This window comes from Methanoregula sp. PtaB.Bin085 (genome assembly GCF_002067035.1).
Classification (GTDB): Archaea; Halobacteriota; Methanomicrobia; order Methanomicrobiales; family Methanospirillaceae; genus Methanoregula.
On the sequence record NZ_MVQB01000062.1, the window covers coordinates 19,371 to 40,383 of the forward strand.

General features: G+C 51.1%; 23 protein-coding genes, 2 tRNA genes and 1 other RNA gene. 16 read left to right on the forward strand and 10 right to left on the reverse strand.

The window, feature by feature from the left end:
* Positions 1-24: 24 nt before the first annotated feature.
* The 7 genes from A4E33_RS13765 to A4E33_RS13795 all read right to left on the reverse strand — a co-directional run bounded on the left by A4E33_RS13765 (position 25) and on the right by A4E33_RS13795 (position 3,321).
* Positions 25-972 (reverse strand): malate dehydrogenase, encoded by a 948-nt coding sequence (locus tag A4E33_RS13765; RefSeq protein ID WP_292348974.1) that lies wholly within the window; start codon positions 970-972, stop codon positions 25-27.
* 11 nt (positions 973-983) lie between these two features.
* Positions 984-1,294: signal recognition particle sRNA (gene ffs, locus A4E33_RS13770), an RNA gene on the reverse strand.
* A gap of 74 nt (positions 1,295-1,368) precedes the next feature.
* Positions 1,369-2,400, reverse strand: a complete 1,032-nt coding sequence (locus A4E33_RS13775) for a hypothetical protein (protein ID WP_292348976.1) — start codon at positions 2,398-2,400, stop codon at positions 1,369-1,371.
* Between the two features lie 93 nt (positions 2,401-2,493).
* Positions 2,494-2,568: transfer RNA gene (locus tag A4E33_RS13780), tRNA-Ile, on the reverse strand.
* 5 nt (positions 2,569-2,573) lie between these two features.
* Positions 2,574-2,646: transfer RNA gene (locus A4E33_RS13785), tRNA-Asn, on the reverse strand.
* Positions 2,647-2,742: 96 nt separating this feature from the next.
* Positions 2,743-3,027, reverse strand: a complete 285-nt coding sequence (locus tag A4E33_RS13790) for a hypothetical protein (protein ID WP_292348978.1) — start codon at positions 3,025-3,027, stop codon at positions 2,743-2,745.
* A gap of 30 nt (positions 3,028-3,057) precedes the next feature.
* Positions 3,058-3,321 (reverse strand): hypothetical protein, encoded by a 264-nt coding sequence (locus A4E33_RS13795; RefSeq protein WP_292348980.1) that lies wholly within the window; start codon positions 3,319-3,321, stop codon positions 3,058-3,060.
* A gap of 60 nt (positions 3,322-3,381) precedes the next feature.
* Here A4E33_RS13795 and A4E33_RS13800 point away from each other — a divergent pair, with 60 nt between their 5' ends.
* The 6 genes from A4E33_RS13800 to A4E33_RS13825 all read left to right on the forward strand — a co-directional run bounded on the left by A4E33_RS13800 (position 3,382) and on the right by A4E33_RS13825 (position 8,618).
* Entirely contained in the window at positions 3,382-4,509 is a 1,128-nt protein-coding gene (locus A4E33_RS13800) for a Xaa-Pro peptidase family protein (RefSeq protein ID WP_292348982.1), read from the forward strand.
* On the forward strand, positions 4,506-5,381 hold the full coding sequence (gene map / locus A4E33_RS13805) for a type II methionyl aminopeptidase (RefSeq protein WP_292348984.1): 876 nt from the start codon (positions 4,506-4,508) through the stop codon (positions 5,379-5,381). Before A4E33_RS13800 ends, map begins: the two co-directional genes overlap by 4 nt.
* 44 nt (positions 5,382-5,425) lie before the next feature.
* Complete coding sequence (locus A4E33_RS13810; RefSeq protein ID WP_292348986.1) at positions 5,426-6,700, forward strand: ATP-binding protein; 1,275 nt, start codon at positions 5,426-5,428, stop codon at positions 6,698-6,700.
* Between the two features lie 2 nt (positions 6,701-6,702).
* The gene (locus tag A4E33_RS13815) at positions 6,703-7,428 is read left to right on the forward strand and encodes an MBL fold metallo-hydrolase (RefSeq protein ID WP_292348988.1); all 726 of its coding nucleotides are present in this window, start codon (positions 6,703-6,705) and stop codon (positions 7,426-7,428) included.
* Positions 7,429-7,520: 92 nt separating this feature from the next.
* Positions 7,521-7,790, forward strand: a complete 270-nt coding sequence (locus tag A4E33_RS13820; protein ID WP_292348990.1) for a DNA-directed RNA polymerase subunit L — start codon at positions 7,521-7,523, stop codon at positions 7,788-7,790.
* A 117-nt stretch (positions 7,791-7,907) separates the two neighbouring features.
* Positions 7,908-8,618, forward strand: coding sequence for a hypothetical protein (locus A4E33_RS13825; protein WP_292348992.1), 711 nt, complete (start codon positions 7,908-7,910; stop codon positions 8,616-8,618).
* A 31-nt stretch (positions 8,619-8,649) separates the two neighbouring features.
* Here A4E33_RS13825 and A4E33_RS13830 read toward each other — a convergent pair whose 3' ends face one another.
* Both A4E33_RS13830 and ilvC read right to left on the reverse strand, forming a co-directional pair.
* Positions 8,650-9,267: a translation initiation factor IF-2 subunit beta gene (locus A4E33_RS13830; RefSeq protein WP_292348993.1), complete on the reverse strand. Its 618-nt coding sequence runs from the start codon at positions 9,265-9,267 to the stop codon at positions 8,650-8,652.
* A gap of 184 nt (positions 9,268-9,451) precedes the next feature.
* Positions 9,452-10,441 carry a ketol-acid reductoisomerase gene (gene ilvC / locus A4E33_RS13835; RefSeq protein ID WP_292348995.1) on the reverse strand — a complete coding sequence of 330 codons (990 nt, stop codon included), beginning with the start codon at positions 10,439-10,441 and terminating at the stop codon, positions 9,452-9,454.
* A 119-nt stretch (positions 10,442-10,560) separates the two neighbouring features.
* Here ilvC and mptA point away from each other — a divergent pair, with 119 nt between their 5' ends.
* From mptA to frhB, 5 genes are all read left to right on the forward strand, one after another.
* The gene (gene mptA / locus A4E33_RS13840; protein WP_292349233.1) at positions 10,561-11,520 is read left to right on the forward strand and encodes a GTP cyclohydrolase MptA; all 960 of its coding nucleotides are present in this window, start codon (positions 10,561-10,563) and stop codon (positions 11,518-11,520) included.
* Positions 11,521-11,820: 300 nt separating this feature from the next.
* Entirely contained in the window at positions 11,821-13,188 is a 1,368-nt protein-coding gene (gene frhA / locus A4E33_RS13845) for a coenzyme F420 hydrogenase subunit alpha (RefSeq protein WP_292348997.1), read from the forward strand.
* A 10-nt stretch (positions 13,189-13,198) separates the two neighbouring features.
* On the forward strand, positions 13,199-13,747 hold the full coding sequence (frhD, locus tag A4E33_RS13850) for a coenzyme F420-reducing hydrogenase, FrhD protein (RefSeq protein ID WP_292348998.1): 549 nt from the start codon (positions 13,199-13,201) through the stop codon (positions 13,745-13,747).
* Positions 13,748-13,790: 43 nt separating this feature from the next.
* Positions 13,791-14,552, forward strand: coding sequence for a coenzyme F420 hydrogenase subunit gamma (gene frhG / locus A4E33_RS13855; protein ID WP_292348999.1), 762 nt, complete (start codon positions 13,791-13,793; stop codon positions 14,550-14,552).
* Positions 14,553-14,563: 11 nt separating this feature from the next.
* Entirely contained in the window at positions 14,564-15,490 is a 927-nt protein-coding gene (frhB, locus tag A4E33_RS13860) for a coenzyme F420 hydrogenase subunit beta (RefSeq protein WP_292349000.1), read from the forward strand.
* A gap of 588 nt (positions 15,491-16,078) precedes the next feature.
* On the opposite strand, the gene A4E33_RS13865 is transcribed toward frhB, so the two are convergent.
* Complete coding sequence (locus A4E33_RS13865) at positions 16,079-16,597, reverse strand: hypothetical protein (protein ID WP_292349001.1); 519 nt, start codon at positions 16,595-16,597, stop codon at positions 16,079-16,081.
* Between the two features lie 151 nt (positions 16,598-16,748).
* On the opposite strand from A4E33_RS13865, the gene A4E33_RS13870 reads away from it, so the two are divergent.
* From A4E33_RS13870 to A4E33_RS13890, 5 genes are all read left to right on the forward strand, one after another.
* Positions 16,749-17,708, forward strand: a complete 960-nt coding sequence (locus A4E33_RS13870; protein ID WP_292349003.1) for a hypothetical protein — start codon at positions 16,749-16,751, stop codon at positions 17,706-17,708.
* An 86-nt stretch (positions 17,709-17,794) separates the two neighbouring features.
* Positions 17,795-18,577, forward strand: coding sequence for a site-specific DNA-methyltransferase (locus tag A4E33_RS13875; RefSeq protein ID WP_292349005.1), 783 nt, complete (start codon positions 17,795-17,797; stop codon positions 18,575-18,577).
* Positions 18,574-19,329 carry a hypothetical protein gene (locus tag A4E33_RS13880; protein WP_292349007.1) on the forward strand — a complete coding sequence of 252 codons (756 nt, stop codon included), beginning with the start codon at positions 18,574-18,576 and terminating at the stop codon, positions 19,327-19,329. The genes A4E33_RS13875 and A4E33_RS13880 overlap by 4 nt, the downstream gene beginning before the upstream one ends.
* Before the next feature lie 49 nt (positions 19,330-19,378).
* Positions 19,379-19,609, forward strand: a complete 231-nt coding sequence (locus A4E33_RS13885; RefSeq protein WP_292349008.1) for a type II toxin-antitoxin system HicB family antitoxin — start codon at positions 19,379-19,381, stop codon at positions 19,607-19,609.
* A 174-nt stretch (positions 19,610-19,783) separates the two neighbouring features.
* Positions 19,784-20,959, forward strand: coding sequence for a PLP-dependent aminotransferase family protein (locus A4E33_RS13890; RefSeq protein WP_292349235.1), 1,176 nt, complete (start codon positions 19,784-19,786; stop codon positions 20,957-20,959).
* The last annotated feature ends 54 nt before the right edge of the window (positions 20,960-21,013 follow it).

Sequence of the window (21,013 nt, forward strand, 5' to 3'; positions counted from 1 at the left end):
AACGGTTCTTCCGTTCCTTTTTCCTTATTCTTCGAGTGCGTCAAGGACCTTTCTGGTATTCCCGCGTATCTTTTCAACGGACTCGCGGAATGCGATCACTTCTGATTCGTCAAGCCGTATCGTGACGGGAAATACGCCGTTAACATTCACCCGCGCGGGAACCCCGATACAGACATCGCCGATACCATGCACCTCGGTTTTGATGTAGGTACAGACGGTAAGAATACGGTTTTCATCCCCAAGTACAGTCCGGACAAGCGATGCTATCGCTTCCCCCGGCCCGTAAACAGTGGATCCTTTATTCTGGATGATCAACTGCCCGCTGCACTTGACCGAATTGATGATATCCTGAACAGGCAGGTGTGAGAATTCCGGCAGGTTGGAGATCTTGATGCCCCCAATCGTTGTTGCGGACCACAGGGGAACCATGCTGTCGCCGTGCTCGCCGATGATCCTGGTATGTACCTCGCTGACATGCACCCGGAAATACGCGGCGATGAGCGATTTGAGGCGCATTGAATCAAGGTGCGTTCCAAGGCCGAACACCTGGTTAGGCTTGAGACCGGAATACTTCAGCGCCACACTGGTCATGACGTCAACCGGGTTCGTGACCATGAGAATCTTGGTCTCCGGCGCAACCGACCCGATTGTCCGTGCTATCGGGGCAATAATCTTAGCATTCCCGAGCGCGAGATCGAGACGATCCTGTCCTGCTTTTCTGGGTTCGCCTGCAGTAATAACAACAATATCCGACCCACTGGCATCGTTCAGGTTCGTCGTCCAGCTGGTCTCGATATCCGTTCCCCTTGCAGCAAAGGAATCGATAAGATCCTGGGTAATTCCCTGTAACAGGGATTCACGCCCCTCCCTCCCGTAGAGGAGGATATCACTGACATGGGGAATTGCCGAGATCGCATGGGCGGCAAACATGCCGACATTTCCCGTTGCTCCGATAATGGTCACTTTTGCCATAATAACCATCAATGGGGACGGGTTATCGGTCGACTGTACGTTTCTCCGTTCACCAAAGCATCCCTCCTCAGCCCCGTTACCCCATGGGCGCCGGATGTCTGCGGTAAGTCTGCTCCCTTCCGGGCCTGAACCGGTTCCCGCAGCGACAGGTCGTTATTCCCTCCGGAATATTGATACCTGGCCATCGACCTCATGGGACGAGGTTTCACCGTCAGGACACACAGGATCCAGAAGGCCGTTGCAGCCTCAGTCAAACTTCGCCCCCCGCGTACCGACGGTTTCGGGTTACAAGTGACGCCGAGCCACCCGGGCTAGTCCCCATATACCTTTGTACACCGGCCAATAAAGGCTTTTTACCAAAGAACAATTGGACACAGATGCCGGGAGATGAGATCGTCAGGGAATAAAAACCTCTCCGCCAACGTTTTTCTTCCATTCATCGAGGATCTGGTGCAACGCAGGGGTATCGCTCTTGTCAAACATGTCGAAAACCGTTATTGGAGATGGATCCATGGAAAGGACAGTATAAAGCCTGCGGAAATCACCCTGGAACACCTCAATCTTCTGTTTACCCTCTGTTTCTGCGATCTTTACCGGTTCCTTCATGACCGGATGTTTTTCCATATCCTCTTCCTGTTCATATATCCTGACGCGGTCGATTTGCAGGTATTCCCTGTTGACCTCGAGGTTGAACGCTGACCAGAACGCAGATGCGTACCACGCATCGTTCAGGACTACGCGGGGGACACCAAGGCAGGCCGCCGCAAGTCCCAGGGTCCCGACACCGGAACACGCATCAACAAAGAATTTGGCCGGTGGATTTCCCACATGCTGCACAACGGCCTGGATTTTTGGATACCCCCCCCGGGGAAACTCGATGTGGATGCGCGATTGTTGTTTATACATGACGAGCGGCCCGGTCCTGAGCGGGAAGATATCTGCCCTCACATCGCATCCGGCCAGGAGTTCATAGACGCGGGGGACGGAATCGAAATTCGGGTTTGTGATCCCCGGGATAAAATTTTCCTTTTTGATAACACCGCGCAGCTCAGGAACTTCATTCATCAGACGTTCCGCAGTTTTTCTGGTTGCAGCAGATGTCAGCAGGGTCAGGGATTTTTGGGGAAGGAAGGGAGGTCGATCCATCGCAAATCCGGGATGCACGAGCGGAGACCCGACAGCGATCAGGGGATCAGTGGTTGTCAGGTCCCCCTCCTCGACCATGATCACGTACATGTGGGTAAAAACCTCGTCAATAAACCGTTTTCCGCACGAACAGGGCAGTCCATATTCAAGCGATGGAGAGGGAGCCCGCTTGTCAAGTACCCGTATACTACAGTTCGGGCAGGGAAGAAAGATGCCAGGGAGGGTCGTAAGAATTTCCTTTGCCGATTGTACGCAATCCATCCCGCAGACGGGACACTTCATGCTGCTTCCTATGCATGTCCCATCATACAAAGGTTTTCAATTAACATCGCCACATACGCTGCCGTAAAGAAAAGACGATTGAAAAACCGGCAGTGGGCCCGAAGGGATTCGAACCCATGACCGCCCGGTTATGAGCCGGGCGCTCTAACCGGACTGAGCTACGGGCCCCCAAACGCCCCCCACAGGGCTCGAACCTGTGACATTCGGATTAACAGTCCGACACTCTACCAACTGAGTTAGGGAGGCACGATTAATGCGCCTTATTAGATTCTTTCTGAGTACTTTTAAAGGTAACTATGAGAGGGATCAGGGAGAGAAAACGGGGGGTCCTGCTTCGGGGGGTTATTTCCTTTTCATCGCTGACAGAAGACCGATGAGAGCGTCCAGGTCTTCATCGAGATGCAGGAATAATTCATGCGTCTGCGGTGTCGCTATGGCACCATCAGGAGACGCACGGATGTAACCGAGCTGCTCGAGAACATGGAGGGAATAACGGATACGATGAGAGGGCAGATCAAGCAGCTCGGCAAGTTTCATGATACCGATCGGCTGATGATCAGCAACCGCCTTTGCTACTTCGAGATGCCGGCTGAGGAGTTCAATTTCATCTTTCATCTTCTTTATCATAGGAGACCCGCACCAACCCTGCGGAACGTGTTATGATCCATGTTCATCCTTTTGTTCTTTTTCTTTGTCTGCGTTATCATCAAGCCATGCTTTTGTTTCCCGGTATTTTTTCATAAAATCCAGTAACAGGACAAGAGCAACAGCAAGCATGATGAAAATCAGAGGAGTTGTAACGGGAGACTGAATGATCATAAACACGGGAATCGACATTGCGATGAGAAGGATGATGATGTTTAATTCGACGGTCAGACGATAAAATTTCCATCTGAACTGGGCTTTTGCCTTCTCATCCATTGCAGGTACGTCAACTCCGGAATAAAAGTACTTGACGTTTCACAACAAATATACCTCCAGATGGATCCTCTCTCAGATGCAATCAGGAAAAGCGGCGCTGACGCATATGTGGCATATGCCAACTCGCGGGATGCCGATATGAGGTACCTCACTCATTTTACGACAAGCGATCCCTTTGTTTTTTTTAAAAAGAAGGGGAGCAGAGGGACAATTATCATCTCCCAGATGGAGGTGGGGCGCGCATCCCGTGAAAGTATAACCGCGGTTATGACACGCGCGGAGGCAGGGCTTCCTGAGATCCTGAAAAAAGAGAAAGATCCTTACCGGGCAACAGCACTGATGATTGCGGAACAGGCCGGGAAAAAAATTCTCGTGCCGCCGAATTTCCCCGTTGCACTGGCAAGCGCTCTCGGTGAGTTCTGTACCGTCAAGATTGATACCGGCACTGTCCTTTCCATGCGTGCAAAAAAAAGCAGGCCGGAGATCAGATGCTTACGGGGGATCCAGGCAATTACCCAGACTGCAATGGCTCAGGCGGTTTTGCTTATCAGGCGCGCTACCGTGAAAAAAGGGATCCTGTATCATGATAGTAAACCCCTGACATCGGAAGATATACGATATGCGATGCATCGTGTTCTGCTGGAACACGGCTGCAGCGCAGAAGACACGATAGTATCGTGCGGGAAGGATACAGCAATCCCCCACATGACGGGATCCGGCCCCCTGATGGCTGACGAACCCATTATCATCGATCTCTTCCCGCTGCACGAAAAATCGGGATATTATTCGGATATGACGCGTACGCTGGTCAAGGGGGAACCGTCACCGGAAATTCTCGAGATGTATTCCGCCCTTCTTGAAGCAAAGCAACTGGCCGTTTCACGGGTTAAAAGCGGTGTGAGCGGTGCAGACCTCTACCAGATTGTTGTTGATTTTTTCAGGGAACACGGATACGAAAGCGATACACGGGGTTTCATGCACAGTCTCGGTCATGGTGTCGGTTTACAGGTGCATGAACTCCCCTCCCTTGGCCCTGCAGGAAAAAACCTTGAAGCGGGTAATGTAATCACTATCGAACCTGGTTTGTACTACCCGGGTATCGGGGGTGTCCGGGTGGAGGACATTGGTGCCGTGACAAAAACAGGATTTAGCAATTTCACGTCATTTTCCGAGGACCTGATAGCATGAACGATGACATTTTTCATAAATACTGCGAGGCCGGCCGCATTGCAGCAAAGATACTCAGGGAAGGGGCTGAAGAGATCCGGATCGGTACACCATACCTTGCTGTTGTCGAAACCATCGAATCGCGAGTGACCGAAGAAGGAGCCGGGCTGGCATTTCCCCTGAACCTGTCAATAAACGAGGACGCGGCACACGATACAGCTTCTCCCGGGGATTCACGGATATTTGCGAAAGGCGATGTTGTAAAACTGGATCTAGGTATCCATATTGACGGATATATCGCAGATACGGCAATGACTGTGGACCTTGGGACCAATTCCCTCCTTGTGGAAGCTTCAAGAGCAGCACTCGATGCCGCGATCCGCAGGGTCCGGCCCGGTGTATCAGTTGGCGATCTGGGTTCTGCGATCCAGTATGAGATCGAGAGTCGCGGATACAGGCCGGTATCGAACCTTACCGGGCACGGTCTCGGCCAGTATGTCCAACACCGATCGCCGACGATTCCCAATGTCGGGATCAAAGGTGGCATGGTACTTGAGGAGGGGATGGTTTTTGCCATCGAACCATTCGCTACTACCGGCAGCGGCCGTGTTATGGAGAAAACTCGCCGGGAGATCTACTCCCAGATCTCTCCAAAACCTGTCAGAATCCCTGCAGGCAGGGCTGTTCTGGAAAAGATCCGGGACCGCCGCGGCCTCCCCTTCTCCCGTCGTTGGGTGAACGAGAAGAAAACGGATATTGTCCTTCCTGCACTTGTCCGCTCGCAGGTGCTCCGGGCCTATCCGGTGTTATCGGATATTCCGGGATCGCTTGTCTCCCAGGCGGAACATACCATCATTGTCACCACTGACGGGTGCATTGTCACCACCGGGTGAGATAGCCTTATTCAATGACAAGATGAATAATTAAGGTTACAGCCATGACCGGAGACTCTGACGCCCTGCAAATAATGGAAGTCGTGCTGACGGCTGAGATATTCAACCAGAACACTGACCTGGATATCAACGATCTTACCCCGGCCTGCCGTGAAATTTTCAGCATAACCACCGCCGCAGACGTTAAAAGACCCGTTTTTGTGAGTGACGGTTTGATCAAGCGTACGCTGGGTATCCCTGATGCACACAACAAGGTCTCGGCAAATCCCTTTATATCCTATGAGGAGTTCGGACAGCGTCTCCGCATCACGGCACTTGCACCTGCAGCCCAATGGTTCATCAAGCAGGGGGGAAAAGGATTCGTTGCAAGAAATCCGACACTCGCATGTTATTATGAAGGGATTGATTCGACAGGAATCTCATACCGGAGCGTCAGGGCGGCAAATCCCCGGTTCGAGGATACAAAGACATACCTTGATACAAGGATTTCAAAACTGGTCGGTGAGGATGAAAAACTCCGCGGGGCCCTTGATCTGGTTATCGTGCTTGCTCCCGAGGAGGTTGAGCAGAGGATGGAAGATCTTGTCTGCACCACTGACCAAATGGCCATCATCAACAAGATCGAGCATGCGATCGCCCACCGGGATTTCCTCAGACAGCATCGTATTTATGAGGTAGGAAAACTTCTCTTTGTCGGGCCGCCGGGAACCGGAAAAACATCCCTTGCCCTTGCCATGTCCAATACCATGCATATGCCAATTCTCGAAGTGCGTCTCTCGATGATTACTTCGCAGTTCCTTGGCGAGACCTCCAAGAATATCGATCGCATTTTTGAACTGGCAAAAAAGATCTCACCGGCAATCCTGTTCATTGACGAATTTGATTTCGTGGCAAAGAGCCGGGTTGCTGATGATCACGGGGCGATGAAACGGGCTGTGAATTCTCTGTTAAAAAACATCGACAAGATGAACCTCGTCAAGCACGGGGTTGTCCTGATAGGTGCGACGAACCACCCGCAACTGCTTGACGAAGCGGCCTGGAGGAGGTTTGATGAAGTTGTCGAATTTTCACTGCCCGATGAAGATATGCGGAAAAATATTCTGAGGAAGGTAACCGGTTCGCTTCATTGCACTATCGATTACCAGCGCCTTGCAGCCCAGACTGAAGGTTTTTCGGGATCGGATATCCGGATGATGGTCAAGGAAGCCATCCTTTCGGCTCTCATGGATAAACGGGAGAACATCAGCGCTGAAGATATCGATAAGGGAATCCGCATGGTAAAAAACAGGGAAGCAATCCGCAATCTGAACTGGTTATAACCATGAAGATTACCCTTCTTGGGACCGGCGATGCAATCGGGACGCCAAAAATCGGGTGTTCCTGCCCCCAGTGTTCCCATGCAACGACAACCGGTATGGCGCGTCTGAGAACATCACTTCTTGTTGAGAACCGGGGACATTGCCTGCTGGTTGATTCTTCCCCGGATCTCCGGCAGCAGCTCCTGCAGTACGGATCCCCGCATATCGATGCGGTGATCTGGACACACGGTCATTATGATCATTTTATGGGATTCGGGGAATTTTATCGCGTACAGGATATCCCCCCCGTATATGCTTCCGATCAGGTCATGGATTATTGTTCGGGGATTTTTGGCTTTCTTTCGTTTGAGAAAAGAATTTTCAGGCCGTACGAACCCTTCTCACTTTTTGGCATGACCCTGACCCCGTTCCTGGTCACGCACCCCCCGGTGCAGACCTGCGGTTTGCTCTTTGATACGGGCAAATCCCGTGTCGGATTCACATCAGATACGAACAGGAACCTCCCTGAACAGACCATAGACCTCCTGAGAGATCTGGACCTTCTCCTGCTGGATGCGCTCGTGCCTTCAGAGATCACCACCATTCACAAACATATGAACTACTCCGAGGCGAACGCACTTGCAGAACGGATCAGGCCCGGGGATTTCCGCTGTGTCCACCAGAGCCACCTGCTCCCGTGGGATCTGCCCCATTGCGGCAGGGATGGAGACATCTTTGAATTCCCGTAACAGGAGGATTGCCGAGATACAGGCGATTCGCCGATACAGGCTTCCGGTGCCACCCATACTTTAATAGTTATCAGGTTCCCAAAGATAGGTGCATGATTGTAAAAGTACTTGAGCTCGAAAAAGACAAGGCACGTCTTATCATCCAGGGTCAGGGGCATACGTTCATGAACGCCCTGATCGAGGAGTTGTTACAGGATCCCGATGTGGACGTTGCAAGATATATGATTGAATTCCAGTTCTCGGATCCGGAACTGTTCGTAACAACAAAGGGTAAGAAGAATCCGATCCTCCTGATAAAAAAGGCCTGTAAACGGATCTCCGGTCATTGCGACGAGCTCATCAAGGATTTAAAAAAGCACTGATTTTCTTTTTATAATACATTTTTATATCCCTGAAATCAGGAAAACGGATTCCTTTCCCAAATCCTGCGGGGTTCTTCCATAACAATTATCTGGATAAAAAAAGAAGCCGTACCTACTATGACGAGAACAGAAACGCTCCTTATTGTGACCGGACTTATCATGGTGGCAGTATGTATCGCTGGATGTACCTTCAATGCGGGAACACCCCCGGCTACACAAGCTCCGACAGCCATCCAGACGATTCCGCCAACCATCGCGACTCCGGAACCGACGACAATTCCTGTTACAACAGCCGCTCCGGCAACGGTAACAACAACAGTCACGACATCCGAGGTTGTGGTCCTGCGCGAATCCGGAATCCTGACAACAAAGACCTACAAGACATACGATTTCAAAACTCTCATGGGTTACAAATTCCTCTATCCAAAAGACAGGTTCCGGATCACTATCAAATCAGAACAACCGGTTCTGGGATATGCACTGAGTACATTACAGTCAGGCCAGCTGACCGCCCTCATTCCCCGGTATCAGTCTTATATAAAAGGGGGTATCGACTGGGGACTGATTGAACCCGTAATGATTATCGAGAAAGCAACGGACACAACCAAGGAGTTCACGCTTACAGATACCATGCCTTTGACATATGTCGTTGACGGACGCTGGATGGGGTACGAGAATGAATATTCCAACACAGGACCTTTCAAGTATGAGATAACCATCGTAAAGACCGGTGGCCCGACAAAACAAAGCTTTGACTTTACGGGCTACGAGTCCAATGAATCTGTCAAATCACGGAAACTCGGAGAGGAGGAACAAGGAAACAACTGAGGTAAAATATTTTTTTTAAAAAATGGAATAATTATTCTGTTGCCCGTTCCGTGAAGACAATCGAACCGGATATGCGCGATATTTTGATCTTGACTTTCTGACCGGGCTTCGCATTTGCAACATACATGATATAACGACCCATTTTTACAACGCCATCGCCGCGTTTCGAAATGGATTGAATTTCCACGTCCATGACAGTCCCTTCTTCAAGGTTTTCTGAAACCGGTTCCGTCCGTGCTTTTCGTTTCCTGACCGGGCGGTGACTTCCGCAGGCATCACACCGGAGGATCATGACACGATCATCCTTCACGAGCCGTGTATCGGGCTTTCCGCACTCAGAGCAGATAACATAGTCCTCGACATAACTCTTGATGATCATCCTGATGAGGGGGATCTCGAATTTTCCATTGAATATCGCCCGGTTACCGTCAATCTTCCCGCTGGTCCCCAGTTCCCCAAGGAGGAATTTCAGGAGATGATCCTGATCGCGACGGACTTTTCCGGCAATTTCCGCAAAATTCTCAAGGACCGTGGTCTTGCCTTCGACGTATGCTTTCGCTTCAGGGACTATAAAACGTTCCGACGATTCTGATTTCTCGGTGATATTGGAATATGCCTTCCTCAGGAGATTCTCATACGAGTCCGTCATAATTGTATATTATAAAGGATCGGAATCTCCAAAAGGCTTTCCCCGGAAGCGGGGTTTGTTTTTTGGAGGTACGATGCGGAGCCGGATTCTCTGAAAACAGAAGCCCGATTCAGTATGGTGCACCATAATACCCACGGGAAAGGATTGAAGGCGGATTTTGCATAAGGAAAAGGAAAAAGGGTTGTTAGCTGCGGAACTGTGGCATCAGCCCGCGGACTTCCTTTCCAACTTCCTCGATCTGGTGACCTTCATCGGCTTTGGTAAGTGCTGTAAATACCGGGCGGTTCACCATGTTCTCAAGCATCCATTCCCGGGCAAACTTGCCTGACTGAATCTCCGCGAGGATCTCCTGCATTGCCTCGTAGGCTTCCGGGCCGATAATACGGGGGCCCCGGGTAAGATCGCCGTACTGCGCCGTGTTGCTGATCGATGCACGCATATTGGTAAGTCCGCCCTCATAAATGAGGTCTACAATCAGTTTCAGTTCGTGGCAGACTTCAAGGTAGGCCATCTCAGGTGCATACCCGGCGTCCACGAGGGTTTCGAACCCCGCCTTGACAAGAGATGTGCAGCCGCCGCACAGGACTGCCTGTTCTCCAAAGAGGTCGGTCTCAGTCTCTTCACGGAATGTTGTTTCAAGCACAACTGCACGGGTCGCTCCTATACCCTTGGCATAGGCGAGGGCTATTTTGTGTGCCTTTCCTGTATGGTCCTGATGGACGGCAATGAGCGCGGGCACGCCCTTTCCTTCCTCATACTGGCGGCGGACCATGCGGCCGGGTCCCTTGGGTGCGACCATGATAACATCGATGGTTGCCGGCGGGACAATCTGACCGAAGTGAATATTGAACCCATGCGAGAACATGAGGCACTTGTTTTCTTTGAGATGGGGGAGAATCTCATTTTTGTAGATACCTCCCTGAAGCTCATCAGGAACAAGAATCTGGATGATGTCCGCGCCCTTCACGGCATCGGAAACCTTCATGACTTTCATACCATCCTTGGCAGCGGCATCCCAGCTTTTACCAGGTCGGAGACCAATTACGACATCAAGCCCGCTGTCCCGCAAGTTCAGGGACTGCCCGCGTCCCTGCGAACCATAGCCTATCACCGCGATGCGCTTGCCTTTCAGCACGCCGATATCTGCATCCGCTTCATAATATTTTTTTAACATAGGGTATCGATACAGTATCAGCAACAAAGCACATAAATATTATATGAAAAAACTAAAGAGCACACATCTGGATGCGATGACCTATTAAAACCAGTAATACCAATCAGGGACAGGATAAAATTTTCGGCAAGGATTTACCGGATGTACAGGCTTCCACACCAGATGTCCGGATAAACCTTACCCGTGTCGGAGTTAAAAACGTCAAGAAACTGGTCGAAGTACACCGCCATGAAAAACGACCGGTCATCTTTATATCCAATTTCGATGTTTATGTCGACCTTCCGGGAAGCCTGAAGGGTGCAAACCTCTCCCGAAATTTTGAAGTGATCGATGAAGTCCTGCAGCAGGCCATTGATGGGGAAGTCAACCAGATCGAGAAACTCTGCAGTGTCGTTGCACGTAAACTGCTCGATCGCCATGAATACGCAGACCGGACTGAGGTTCTTATGCGCAGCGAGTACATGGTCAAGCGTGAAACTCCGGTCAGCCAGACGGCATGCGATGAAGTGGTGAAGGTGCATGCACGTGCAATCGCCCGCCGGACATTCCGAACACCGATCGTAAGGAAAAGCATTGGTGCGGAAGTAACCGGCATGACGGCATGTCCCTGCGCCCAGAATATTATGAAGGAACGCGCAATGCGGGTGCTTGAGAAGCTCGATGTCGGCAGAGACAAAATCGATGAATTCTTCTCAGCAATCCCCATGGCCACCCATAACCAGCGTGGCAAGGGTTTCCTCTGCATCGAAACTGATGATGACCAGCACGTAGATCTTGAGAAAATCATCCACATACTCAAGGAATCCATGAGCAGCGGGATTTATGAACTCCTCAAGAGAGGGGATGAAGGTGCAGTGGTTCTGGCCGCGCACAAAAATCCGCGGTTCGTTGAAGACTGCGTAAGGGAAATGGCAAAGAAAGTACTCGCGGAATTTGAATATCTGTCAGGGGATTCCGTTGTCACAATCAAGCAGACCAACGAGGAGAGTATCCATCAGCATGACGCATATGCCGAACGGCGTGCCACGATTGCAGAATTGGTTGATGAAATGAACGGCGATAAGCACAATACCGATTGATTTATTTTTAAATATCAGTTGAATAAATTTTCAATAAATCAATTTCTGTTATTTTTGTTTTGGTGAACGGTTTTTCGCCGAATATCAAAAATATTTCGATATAATGCGATATTCCCAAAACAGCGCCTGAATATCTGCTTTTTTCGTCCCGCGATCAAGTCATAAAGGTTATAAAATGGGTAGTACAAGATAGAGATGAACGTACTTTGTACGGTCAATTATCTCTAGAGATGAGAGATCTAACTTTACGCAACTTTGTACGGTAATACGAACAACTCAGCATAACATGAGGCGATAATATTGTCGAAAGTTGTAGAGATTTCCCCAACCACAAGACATGAGGGACACTCAAAGCTTGTCTTGAAGGTTAATGACGCAGGAATCATCGAGACAGGTAACTGGTGTTCCATTACCCCGGTGAGGGGCGTTGAGAAACTTGCCGTGGGAAAAACCCCCGAGCAGGTCCCCAAGATCGCGTCCCGTGTCTGTGGTATCTGTCCGATAGCCCACAACCTTGCGGGTACTGAAGCAATGGAAGCATCCATCAAGTGTGAGATCCCCAAGGATGCACTGATGCTCCGTCACATCCTCCAGCTCGCAAACCGGCTGCACAGCATTGCCCTGCACGACATCCTGATCCTGCCCGATTTCTATATTCCGGGTACCGAGACCAAGATCAACCCGTTCACGGCAGAAGAGCCGGTCCGGACTGTTGCAAAGCGGATCCAGCGGCTTCGTGAGATCGGCCAGACAATCGGCCAGATCGCCGGAGGCGACTGCATCCACCCGCGGAACACCCGTATCGGTGGTATGTACCGCAACTGCTCAGAGCAGGCAAAACTGAAGATGTACGATCTTGCAAAGGAAGGACTTGTCCTTGCCCACGCACAGTCGGAGTTCATGATCGCAGTCATCCGCAACTACCACAAGAGAGACTTCGTGGACGTTGGCGGCATGAAGGTGGCAATGCCCAAGGATCTCGGTTTCCACGACCAGGGTTACCTTGCAACCCATGCATTCTACGGCTCCTCGAGCCTTGACGAGTGCCCCAGCTGGGACATCCGCAGGTTCAAGGAAGCACGGCCATGGGACTGGTACATGGGCGAGATGGACGTTACCCTGGAAGAGCCCAAGTACCCGATCGGCGGTACCACCAAGCTCGGCACCAAGGTCAACCCGCAGATGGAAGCCTGTACCGGCATCCCGATGTATGACGGCCAGCCCGTTGAAGTCGGCCCCCGTGCCCGCCTCGTCACCTACAAGAACTTTGACGAGAAGGGCACCCAGGGACAGAACGTTGCCCGTGAGATGGAGTACCAGGACTGCCTGTACGAGATGATCGACTGCATCGACGAGCTCAACCCGGACGGGAAGACCGTTGCAGACTACATCCCCGACGGCGATGGCTCTCTCGGCTGGGCAGCCAACGAGGCTCCCCGCGGCACCGATGTCCATATTGCACGTGTCAAGGACTGGAAGGTCCAGTACTTCAGCATGCTCGTCCCGACCACATGGAACTTCGCAACCTGCAGCAAGGCACTTACCGGTGCACCCTGGCAGCTCGCTGAAGTTATCATGCGCGGGTACGACCCCTGTGTATCATGTGCAACCCACATGATCGTTGTCGATGAGAGCAACAAGGTAGTGGCCCAGAAGCTCATCCAGTGAGTAACCCGCGATGCTGTATCCAGAGATCGTGATAGCAGGGTGTGGAAACCCCCTGTTTGCCGATGACGGTTTTGGTCCGGCAGTAATCGAAGAGATGGAGAAACTCCAGCTTCCCGACAATGTAATGATACAGGATGCAGGCCTTGGCGGCCCGCACTTTATTTTTACCCTGCTCGACCCGGAAGTAACGAAAAAACTCGTTATCGTCGATATTGCCGATTTTGGCGCGGAGCCTGGATCGATCGCCAAGCTTCGGCCTGAGGATTTACCCCCGGGCGCATACCGTGATGCCCACTCGTGGGATCTCACCGAACCGCTCCAGCGAATCAAAGACAAAATCGAGGTTACGATCATCGGAGTTCAGCCGGCTCGGGTTACAGCCCCTGAGTTTGAACTCGGGCTTTCTGATGAACTTCAGAAGGCAATTCCGAAAACAATTCGGGTTATACTGGAAACCATAGGGGTGGAAAATGAGTTTTCTCGACCGTATCTTCGGAAAGAAGAACGCCAGCCCGGCGGCAGTACCGCAGAAACCCGCGGCTGCAGCGAAAAGTGCTGACGTAGCACCAAAAACAACAGAAACAAAAAAGGAGGTTAAGCCTGTGGCAGACAAGATTACAGTAGGTTACACACACCTGAGTGGGTGTACCGGTTGTACTGTGGCATTAGCAGACAACTATGCCGGATTATTAACACTCCTCGACAAGTATGTCGACCTGAAATACATGCCAACACTTGCAGACGCAAGGCATATCCAGAAGGTCGATGTCTCGTTCGTCGAGGGATCAGTCTGTATTAACGACAAACTCGCAGTGGAAGAGATCAAGGAAACCCGTGAAAAGTCGGCAGTGGTCGTCGCACTCGGCGGCTGTGCCTGCTACGGCAACATCACCCGGTTCTCCCGCGGTGGCCAGCAGAACCAGCCCGGACACGAGGCATACCTGCCGATTGGAGATCTCATCAAGGTCGACGTGTTTATCCCCGGATGCGCACCGACCCCGCAGCTCATCAGGAACGTTGCCGTCATGGCATACCTGCTTCTCAAGGGAACCAAGGAACAGAAGGACCTCGCAACTGCATTCCTCAAGCCGCTCATGGCCGCAGCAGCCGAGGGCAACAGCGCGTGCTTCTGCGACCTGATGACCAAGGTCATCAACCAGGGCCTGTGCATGGGATGCGGCAGCTGTGCAGCAGCATGCCCGGTCAACGCCATCACCATGGAATATGGCAAGCCCCAGGGAGAGCGTGACCTGTGCATCAAGTGCGGTGCCTGCTACCACCAGTGCCCGCGCAGCTGGTTCAGCTTTGACGTGGTATCGAACTACGAGGCGATTAACGAGGCCATCATGGCGGCACTCCAGTGAAGGTGATTGAAATGGGAGCAGAACTCGGTATTTACAAATCATGCGTCTCAGCCCGGAGCACCGATAAGGAGATCCTCAAATTCGCCCAGGATGGCGGCATTGTCTCATCGCTCTTTGCATATGCGCTCGACGCGGGCATCATTGACGGTGCAATCGTTGCAGCAAACAAGGAGTTCGCGGCAAAGTATCCGGCCAAGTGCATCCAGGACAGCTCGAACTTCGACATGATCGAGCCGTTCAGGCCAATCCCGGCGATCGTCAACACCAAGGCTGAGCTTCTTGCAGCGGCAGGAACCAAGTACAACATCAGCCCGAACATTGCACTCCTCAAGGAGGCAACCCGCAGCTTCGGTCTTGACAAGATCGGTATCGTCGGCACCCCGTGCCAGATGCAGGCAGTCCGCAAGGCACAGCTCTACCCCGTCGGCATGAGGGATGTCGGCGCAAGCATTGCACTCGCAGTCGGTATCTTCTGCATGGAGAACTTCCCGTACCAGGGTATCCTCCAGCTTGTTGAAGACCATGCAGCAATGAAGATGGAATCCGTCAAGAAGATGGAGATCGGAAAGGGCAAGTTCTGGGTCTACGGCAAGCGCGGACAGGTCGTCCAGCTGCCGCTCAAGGTTACCCACAAGTACGAGCAGCCCGGCTGCCACGTCTGCCTTGACTATGTTGCAAACCTCGGTGACATCTCCACCGGCTCCGTCGGCAGCCCCGACGGCTGGTCAACTGTGTTTGTCCGCTCCAAGATCGGTGACTCGGTCTGGGCGAAGGCAATGGCAGCAGGATGTTTCGAGACCCAGCCTATCGAGAAGGTCAAGCCCGGCCTCGAGCTTGTCACCAAGCTCGCCAACGAGAAGATCTCCAAGAACAAGAAGACTCTCGAAGGCCGCGCAACCTTTGGTGTTGGCAAGGCTCTCCGGAACCCCTACATCTAATTCTTTTTTCTATGAGGGTCGTAAGACCCGATGTACGAGAAGATTCATCAGTATCTTCGAATTATCGCAGGTCATGAGACTCGAGAGACGAGAAGAATCCAACGTATTCTTCAAATAAATCCCCTTTTTCCCTGAGCAAGAGAATTGTTAGGTTTTCACGATAATCGGGTGTAATAGCGAATCAGAGGGAAAGGGCTGCTGCAATGACCTGCAAAACTGCAGGGTCATTTTGATCCCCGAACCTTGGTTCTTCTCTTTCTTTGGCGGGATGGCTCACCCACCTGATTGTTCAAAATCTTCCGAGAAAACACCCCTTCACAACAACCGAGGACTTATACCGTTACCATACCGCTCATCAGGGCAACCTCTCTCCTCATAACGCCATTGCTTCGTGAAAGGGTACTATTCTGAATACGAGGGCAGATACCGAAATTAAAAAGGTGATTTTTCTGCCAAGAACTGACCATAAACCGCCGGTTGATATACATAACCGGGCGATTTTTCTGGAACTCACGGAATTGGTTTTAACGGGAGAAACCGGTGAAAAAAGGGTCATTCTTCCTGATCTGGAGGGCAGGATACCAGATATCAAAACAGTCTCCTGCTGGCATCAAGCATCCGGAAAAAATCAGTATTGCCTGCAGGACCCAGATGGCTGACCATAAGGGAGATCATGACCATCAAAATTACGATGACAATGACGATTGCCAAAAAAACAGCTGCGAGTATGAAAATCACAATAATCACCGGTTTCACGGGTCCTGATTCGAGCGTTCCCTCATTCATCTTCCCGGCAACGATATGAGCATCGTACATACTATACATCCAGACAAGAAGTCCCGGGAGAACAAGAACAAATAATCCGACAACCGTTCCAAACAGAAAAGCAAAACCCTTCAGCGTTTCTCCATTATATATCTGTCCGAGGCCCGGGATTAGAGATGAGCAGATTACGGCAACCTGCTGGTTTTTTCCGTCTTCATACCGGCTCCTGCCACAAGAGCCCGGTGTGTCGCTTGTATTATCCATCCGGTTTCCACATGAACTACAAAAGTGAGGCTGATTCTCATGCGAAATGTGTCCGCACTTTTGGCAGATTGTATCCATGATTCTCTGATCTGGTCATTGATTGTTCAGCTACAAAGATTCATGCCCCCGGAGTATCCCGTCATTGAAAAACATGAAGGTTGCTGATGAGAGAAAGCGTTTAACAATCCGGAATTAAAAAGACTCTTATCGGATTATTGGGTGGAAACCTGTGGGTATAGCGTATCGTGGAATTCTGGTATCTATCCTGGTTCTCGCCATCGCTGCAGCGCCGGCTGCAGCTACAGTATATTTCACGTCAAGTGCCCCGGGAATCATTACCAAGGGAGATCAGTTCACGATAACCGGTACAGGAGCAGCCAATGGTACAATTGGCATATGGATAATCGGAAGAGATCATTTTGAGATCCTGACAACTTCACCCGATCGTCAGGGAAATTTTACGATGACCATAAAACCGTCAGCTACCGCCGAATATTCCAGTGGCCAGTATGTCATCCTCTGCCAGGATCCGGGGACAAATGGCATTCTCGAGATAGAGGGTGGAACAGATGTCAACGGGAACCTTGTTGTTATGAACCGGGGGAAGATCGTATCGAGGCTTGGATCCCGCCAGGAACTTGGAGGGAATATCCGTATGATAGCCGATCAGATTCAGTCCGCCTCGTCGGATTCCAAAGTCGATGACAACATCCAGGCAGAATTTTTCTTTGTAGCTATGCCGAAAATCTATTTCAATGATATCATCCCTGCTTCAGGTTTACAGCTTCCCGACCAGGTTACAGGAGAGCGGATCGTCATTACTGGAACGACGAATATCGGGCCTGAAAACATACTCAACGCGGAGATCTGGACCGTGGATCCCCCTGAGATTGTATCGGAAAAAAACGTCCCCATACTTGCAGGAGAATCCATGAATACCTGGTCATGGGACATCGAGGCACCCGGTCTGCCACCCGGGGATTATAACTTAACGGTCACGTGGGATAAATCCGTAGATGCGAAGATTTCAGGAACATTCACGGTAAAACATCCTGCTTCTCCTACCACCTCTCTGATGAAACCTGTGGATACACCTCTGCCTCCACAGGATGACCTTACATTTCCTGTTTTTGTAGCAAGTACATTAATCGTCCTTGCCATTGTGCTGTATTATGCCGGTAAGGATTAGGACTCTGCAGATTCCGATCGTTTGAATGATGCATCCTTTCCAAAACACTATACCGCTGAACGACAGAGATCTAATGGAGAAACTGCGTGCGGGAGGACTTTTTTTACCAGAAGGGGGATATCAGAATCCTCAACAATGACGTTTTCACAACCCGGGCTGTCAGTTCCGGCAGCGTGGATCTTGTCATTACATCTCCGCCGTATAATGTCGATATCCCATATAATTCTCACAATGACCGGGGTTCCTATGAGGAATATCTTGCCTTCTCAGACCAATGGATGCGCCGGTGCCATGAATGGCTGAAGGATGACGGGAGGCTCTGCCTGAATATTCCGCTTGACAAGAACAAGGGAGGACAACAGAGCGTTGGAGCTGACCTGACAACGATAGCAAAAAATGCAGGCTTTTCCTATCACTCAACGATTATATGGAACGAGGGGAATATTTCCCGCAGGACTGCATGGGGTTCATGGCTCTCTGCCTCTGCACCTTATGTGATAGCACCGGTCGAACTGATCGTTGTTTTGTACAAGAATTCGTGGAAAAAGACGAGCGGATCCCGGATATCCGACATATCACGCGATGAATTCATGGCATGGACGAACGGGCTCTGGACCTTTAATGGCGAGAGAAAGACAAAAATCGGTCATCCGGCACCTTTTCCTGTAGAACTGCCGCTCCGGTGCATGAAACTTTTCTCTTTCATCGGCGATACTGTGCTCGACCCGTTCATGGGCAGCGGTTCAACCCTCGTTGCTGCCTCGCTCTGTAACCGCAGGGGGATCGGTATAGAGATTGATCCCCGATATTGCAGGATTGCGTCGGAGCGCATAGAACGCGAGGCCCCGTTGGAAAAACCTGACGAATGAACACAAGTACGGCATATATCGACATGGAATTTGCCGGGATCTACGGCACACGCCAGGGCATGCAGATTCCCATCGAGATCGGAGTGGTTATCCACCACCCCGAAAGCGATACTATCACATTCGCCGGAACAGCATTCAGCCGGCCTGTTGATGTCGAACTCTGGAAGAATGTTACAGATGATCTCGGGAAACGGATCGAGGGACAGCGCAGGGTATTCAACCTTGCATCCCGGGGGCAAACCAAAAATTTTGATAAGAAATTTCATCTTGGGGCAGACGGGCAGAGAGAAGCACGCCGGATAATTGCCCTGGTTTTCAAGGATCTCCGTACATTCATGCGAACACTCAACAGAAAAGATATCGGGACGCTTGCTTTTTTCGCGCGGAGGCGTGAGATGGAAACCTTCAGGGACTGCCGGATCCAGACAGACGGCTTTATTGTCCGCGATCTGCAGGATGAGATACGATCCCGGTTTCATCTCAGAGAGCATGTTTCCCTTGATCGTGTCTCCCTCATTACGGATATCGGGATTATGAAGACATCGATCCATTCTGCTCATTTCACCTATACCCTCCCGGAAAAATTCCGTTACCTGATAAAACCACATAAAGCGATCGGCGATGCGGCACGGATCTTTCTTGTTGATCGTGAATTATCCCGGTATCCGGAAGAATTCGGGATTCAGCTCACGGGACATCTCCGGGAATATGAGCGCAGAAAGGATTCAGAAAAATCTGCCCCGGACGTTTAAAACGGGCATTTCTGACCACAAACTATGTCAATCGTCAGGTCACCGTACTATGATTATGCACTACACCATTATCACGGAACCCCACGAAAAAGGCGGTTTTACCGCCCGATGCGTGGAAATTCCGGGTGCAACGGGATTCGGGAACACCCAGGGTGAAGCTCTGGCACGGATCCGCGAAGCAATTGAAGTGGTGCGGGAAGCACAGAATGCAGAACTGCACAAGACCATTGCAGCTGTTCATTCTGAGATCATCAAGATCGAAGTCGCTGACTCCGCATAAGTTTCCCGGTTTTCCCGGGAAAAGACAATTTTTCTTTTTTTTCAGCGGAATTGGTTGAATTCCACTGCGCTCAGTCGAACCCCTCATTGTTCTTCTGAAGGAATTGAAACCGGACCATCACCATGCGGATATATATTCCGATCCGTTCTATCCGGAACGTAAGAGGTGTCAATCCTGCAGTTCCGGTTTGCAGCAAGGCTTTCCCGTGTCCCGGAATCGTTTCTCGACGAACTGTTCAGGGTATCAGCGGATCCAGCAATCATATCTTTTGCGGGAGGACTTCCCTGTACCGCCCTGATAGATACCGAAGGTATTGCACGGGCAACGAACGCGGTGCTTGAGGATGATGCAGGTGCTGCACTGCAGTATACGACTACGGATGGTTACCTCCCGCTGCGGGAGTATATCGCACAACGGTACCGTGCGCGGCTCGGTATCGCGGCAACGGCTGACGAGATCCAGATCGTGAACGGTTCCCAGCAGTGTCTTGACCTGTTTGCGAAAATTTTCCTGAACCCGGGGGACACTGTGGCTATGGAGCGGCCCGGATATCTCGGGGCCATCGAGGCGTTCTCATTTTACGAACCACGCATCTCTGCAGTCCGCCTGAATGATGATGGTCTGGATCTGACGGGATTTGCACACATAATATCAGGGGAACATCCCAGGTTCTTTTACGGTATCCCCAATTCCCAGAATCCATCCGGGAGAACATATTCCCAAGACAACCGGAAAGCTGTTGCTGAAATCCTGGCACCATCCGATACGATCTTTTACGAGGACGATGCGTTCGGAGAGCTGTTCTTTGATGCGAAGCCCCGCCCGCCAATAAAAAAATATTGTCCGGACCAGACGGTCATCTCCGGTTCCTTTTCCAAGATTATCGCACCGGGAATGCGTATCGGCTGGATACTTGCGCCGCGCGATATCATACAACAATTCAACATCGCCAAACAGGCAGCAGATCTCCATTCCAATTTCTTCTGCCAGAAGATCCTCCACCGGTACCTGACATCCTGCGACATCGACGCCCGGCTCCGCACCATAACATCAGTGTATCAGAGAAAATGCCGGTTGATGTGCGAACTCCTTGATGATCTTCTTCCTGACCTGACTCACACGCATCCGGAGGGAGGTATGTTCCTGATGGCGGAACTCCCGCCCGGCCTGTCGTCCCGCAGAATCTTTGAAGAGGGAATCAGGGAACATGTTGCTGTCCTGCCCGGCCAGCCATTCTATGTTGACGGCGGAGGAAACGATACCATCCGTATGAACTTCTCGTCACCCACTGAGGAACAGATCAGCGAAGGATTGCACCGTCTTACCCGGGTTGTGAGGGATCTCCAATAGAAACGCAGACTATCCTATAAATACGTGTATTTTCTTTATCCTACTATAGAGGAA

Excerpts from the sequence above, each read along its gene's own strand:
- A4E33_RS13765 (WP_292348974.1), bottom strand. The coding sequence starts at position 972 with ATGGCAAAAGTGACCATTATCGGAGCAACGGGAAATGTCGGCATGTTT.
- A4E33_RS13865 (WP_292349001.1), bottom strand. The coding sequence starts at position 16,597 with ATGGATACAATCTGCCAAAAGTGCGGACACATTTCGCATGAGAATCAG.
- ilvC (WP_292348995.1), bottom strand. The coding sequence starts at position 10,441 with ATGTTAAAAAAATATTATGAAGCGGATGCAGATATCGGCGTGCTGAAA.
- A4E33_RS13775 (WP_292348976.1), bottom strand. The coding sequence starts at position 2,400 with ATGAAGTGTCCCGTCTGCGGGATGGATTGCGTACAATCGGCAAAGGAA.
- frhB (WP_292349000.1), top strand. The coding sequence starts at position 14,564 with ATGGGAGCAGAACTCGGTATTTACAAATCATGCGTCTCAGCCCGGAGC.
- A4E33_RS13800 (WP_292348982.1), top strand. The coding sequence starts at position 3,382 with ATGGATCCTCTCTCAGATGCAATCAGGAAAAGCGGCGCTGACGCATAT.
- A4E33_RS13820 (WP_292348990.1), top strand. The coding sequence starts at position 7,521 with ATGATTGTAAAAGTACTTGAGCTCGAAAAAGACAAGGCACGTCTTATC.
- A4E33_RS13825 (WP_292348992.1), top strand. The coding sequence starts at position 7,908 with ATGACGAGAACAGAAACGCTCCTTATTGTGACCGGACTTATCATGGTG.
- A4E33_RS13830 (WP_292348993.1), bottom strand. The coding sequence starts at position 9,267 with ATGACGGACTCGTATGAGAATCTCCTGAGGAAGGCATATTCCAATATC.
- frhD (WP_292348998.1), top strand. The coding sequence starts at position 13,199 with ATGCTGTATCCAGAGATCGTGATAGCAGGGTGTGGAAACCCCCTGTTT.
- A4E33_RS13885 (WP_292349008.1), top strand. The coding sequence starts at position 19,379 with ATGATTATGCACTACACCATTATCACGGAACCCCACGAAAAAGGCGGT.
- map (WP_292348984.1), top strand. The coding sequence starts at position 4,506 with ATGAACGATGACATTTTTCATAAATACTGCGAGGCCGGCCGCATTGCA.
- A4E33_RS13795 (WP_292348980.1), bottom strand. The coding sequence starts at position 3,321 with ATGGATGAGAAGGCAAAAGCCCAGTTCAGATGGAAATTTTATCGTCTG.
- A4E33_RS13815 (WP_292348988.1), top strand. The coding sequence starts at position 6,703 with ATGAAGATTACCCTTCTTGGGACCGGCGATGCAATCGGGACGCCAAAA.
- A4E33_RS13810 (WP_292348986.1), top strand. The coding sequence starts at position 5,426 with ATGACCGGAGACTCTGACGCCCTGCAAATAATGGAAGTCGTGCTGACG.
- A4E33_RS13790 (WP_292348978.1), bottom strand. The coding sequence starts at position 3,027 with ATGATAAAGAAGATGAAAGATGAAATTGAACTCCTCAGCCGGCATCTC.
- A4E33_RS13880 (WP_292349007.1), top strand. The coding sequence starts at position 18,574 with ATGAACACAAGTACGGCATATATCGACATGGAATTTGCCGGGATCTAC.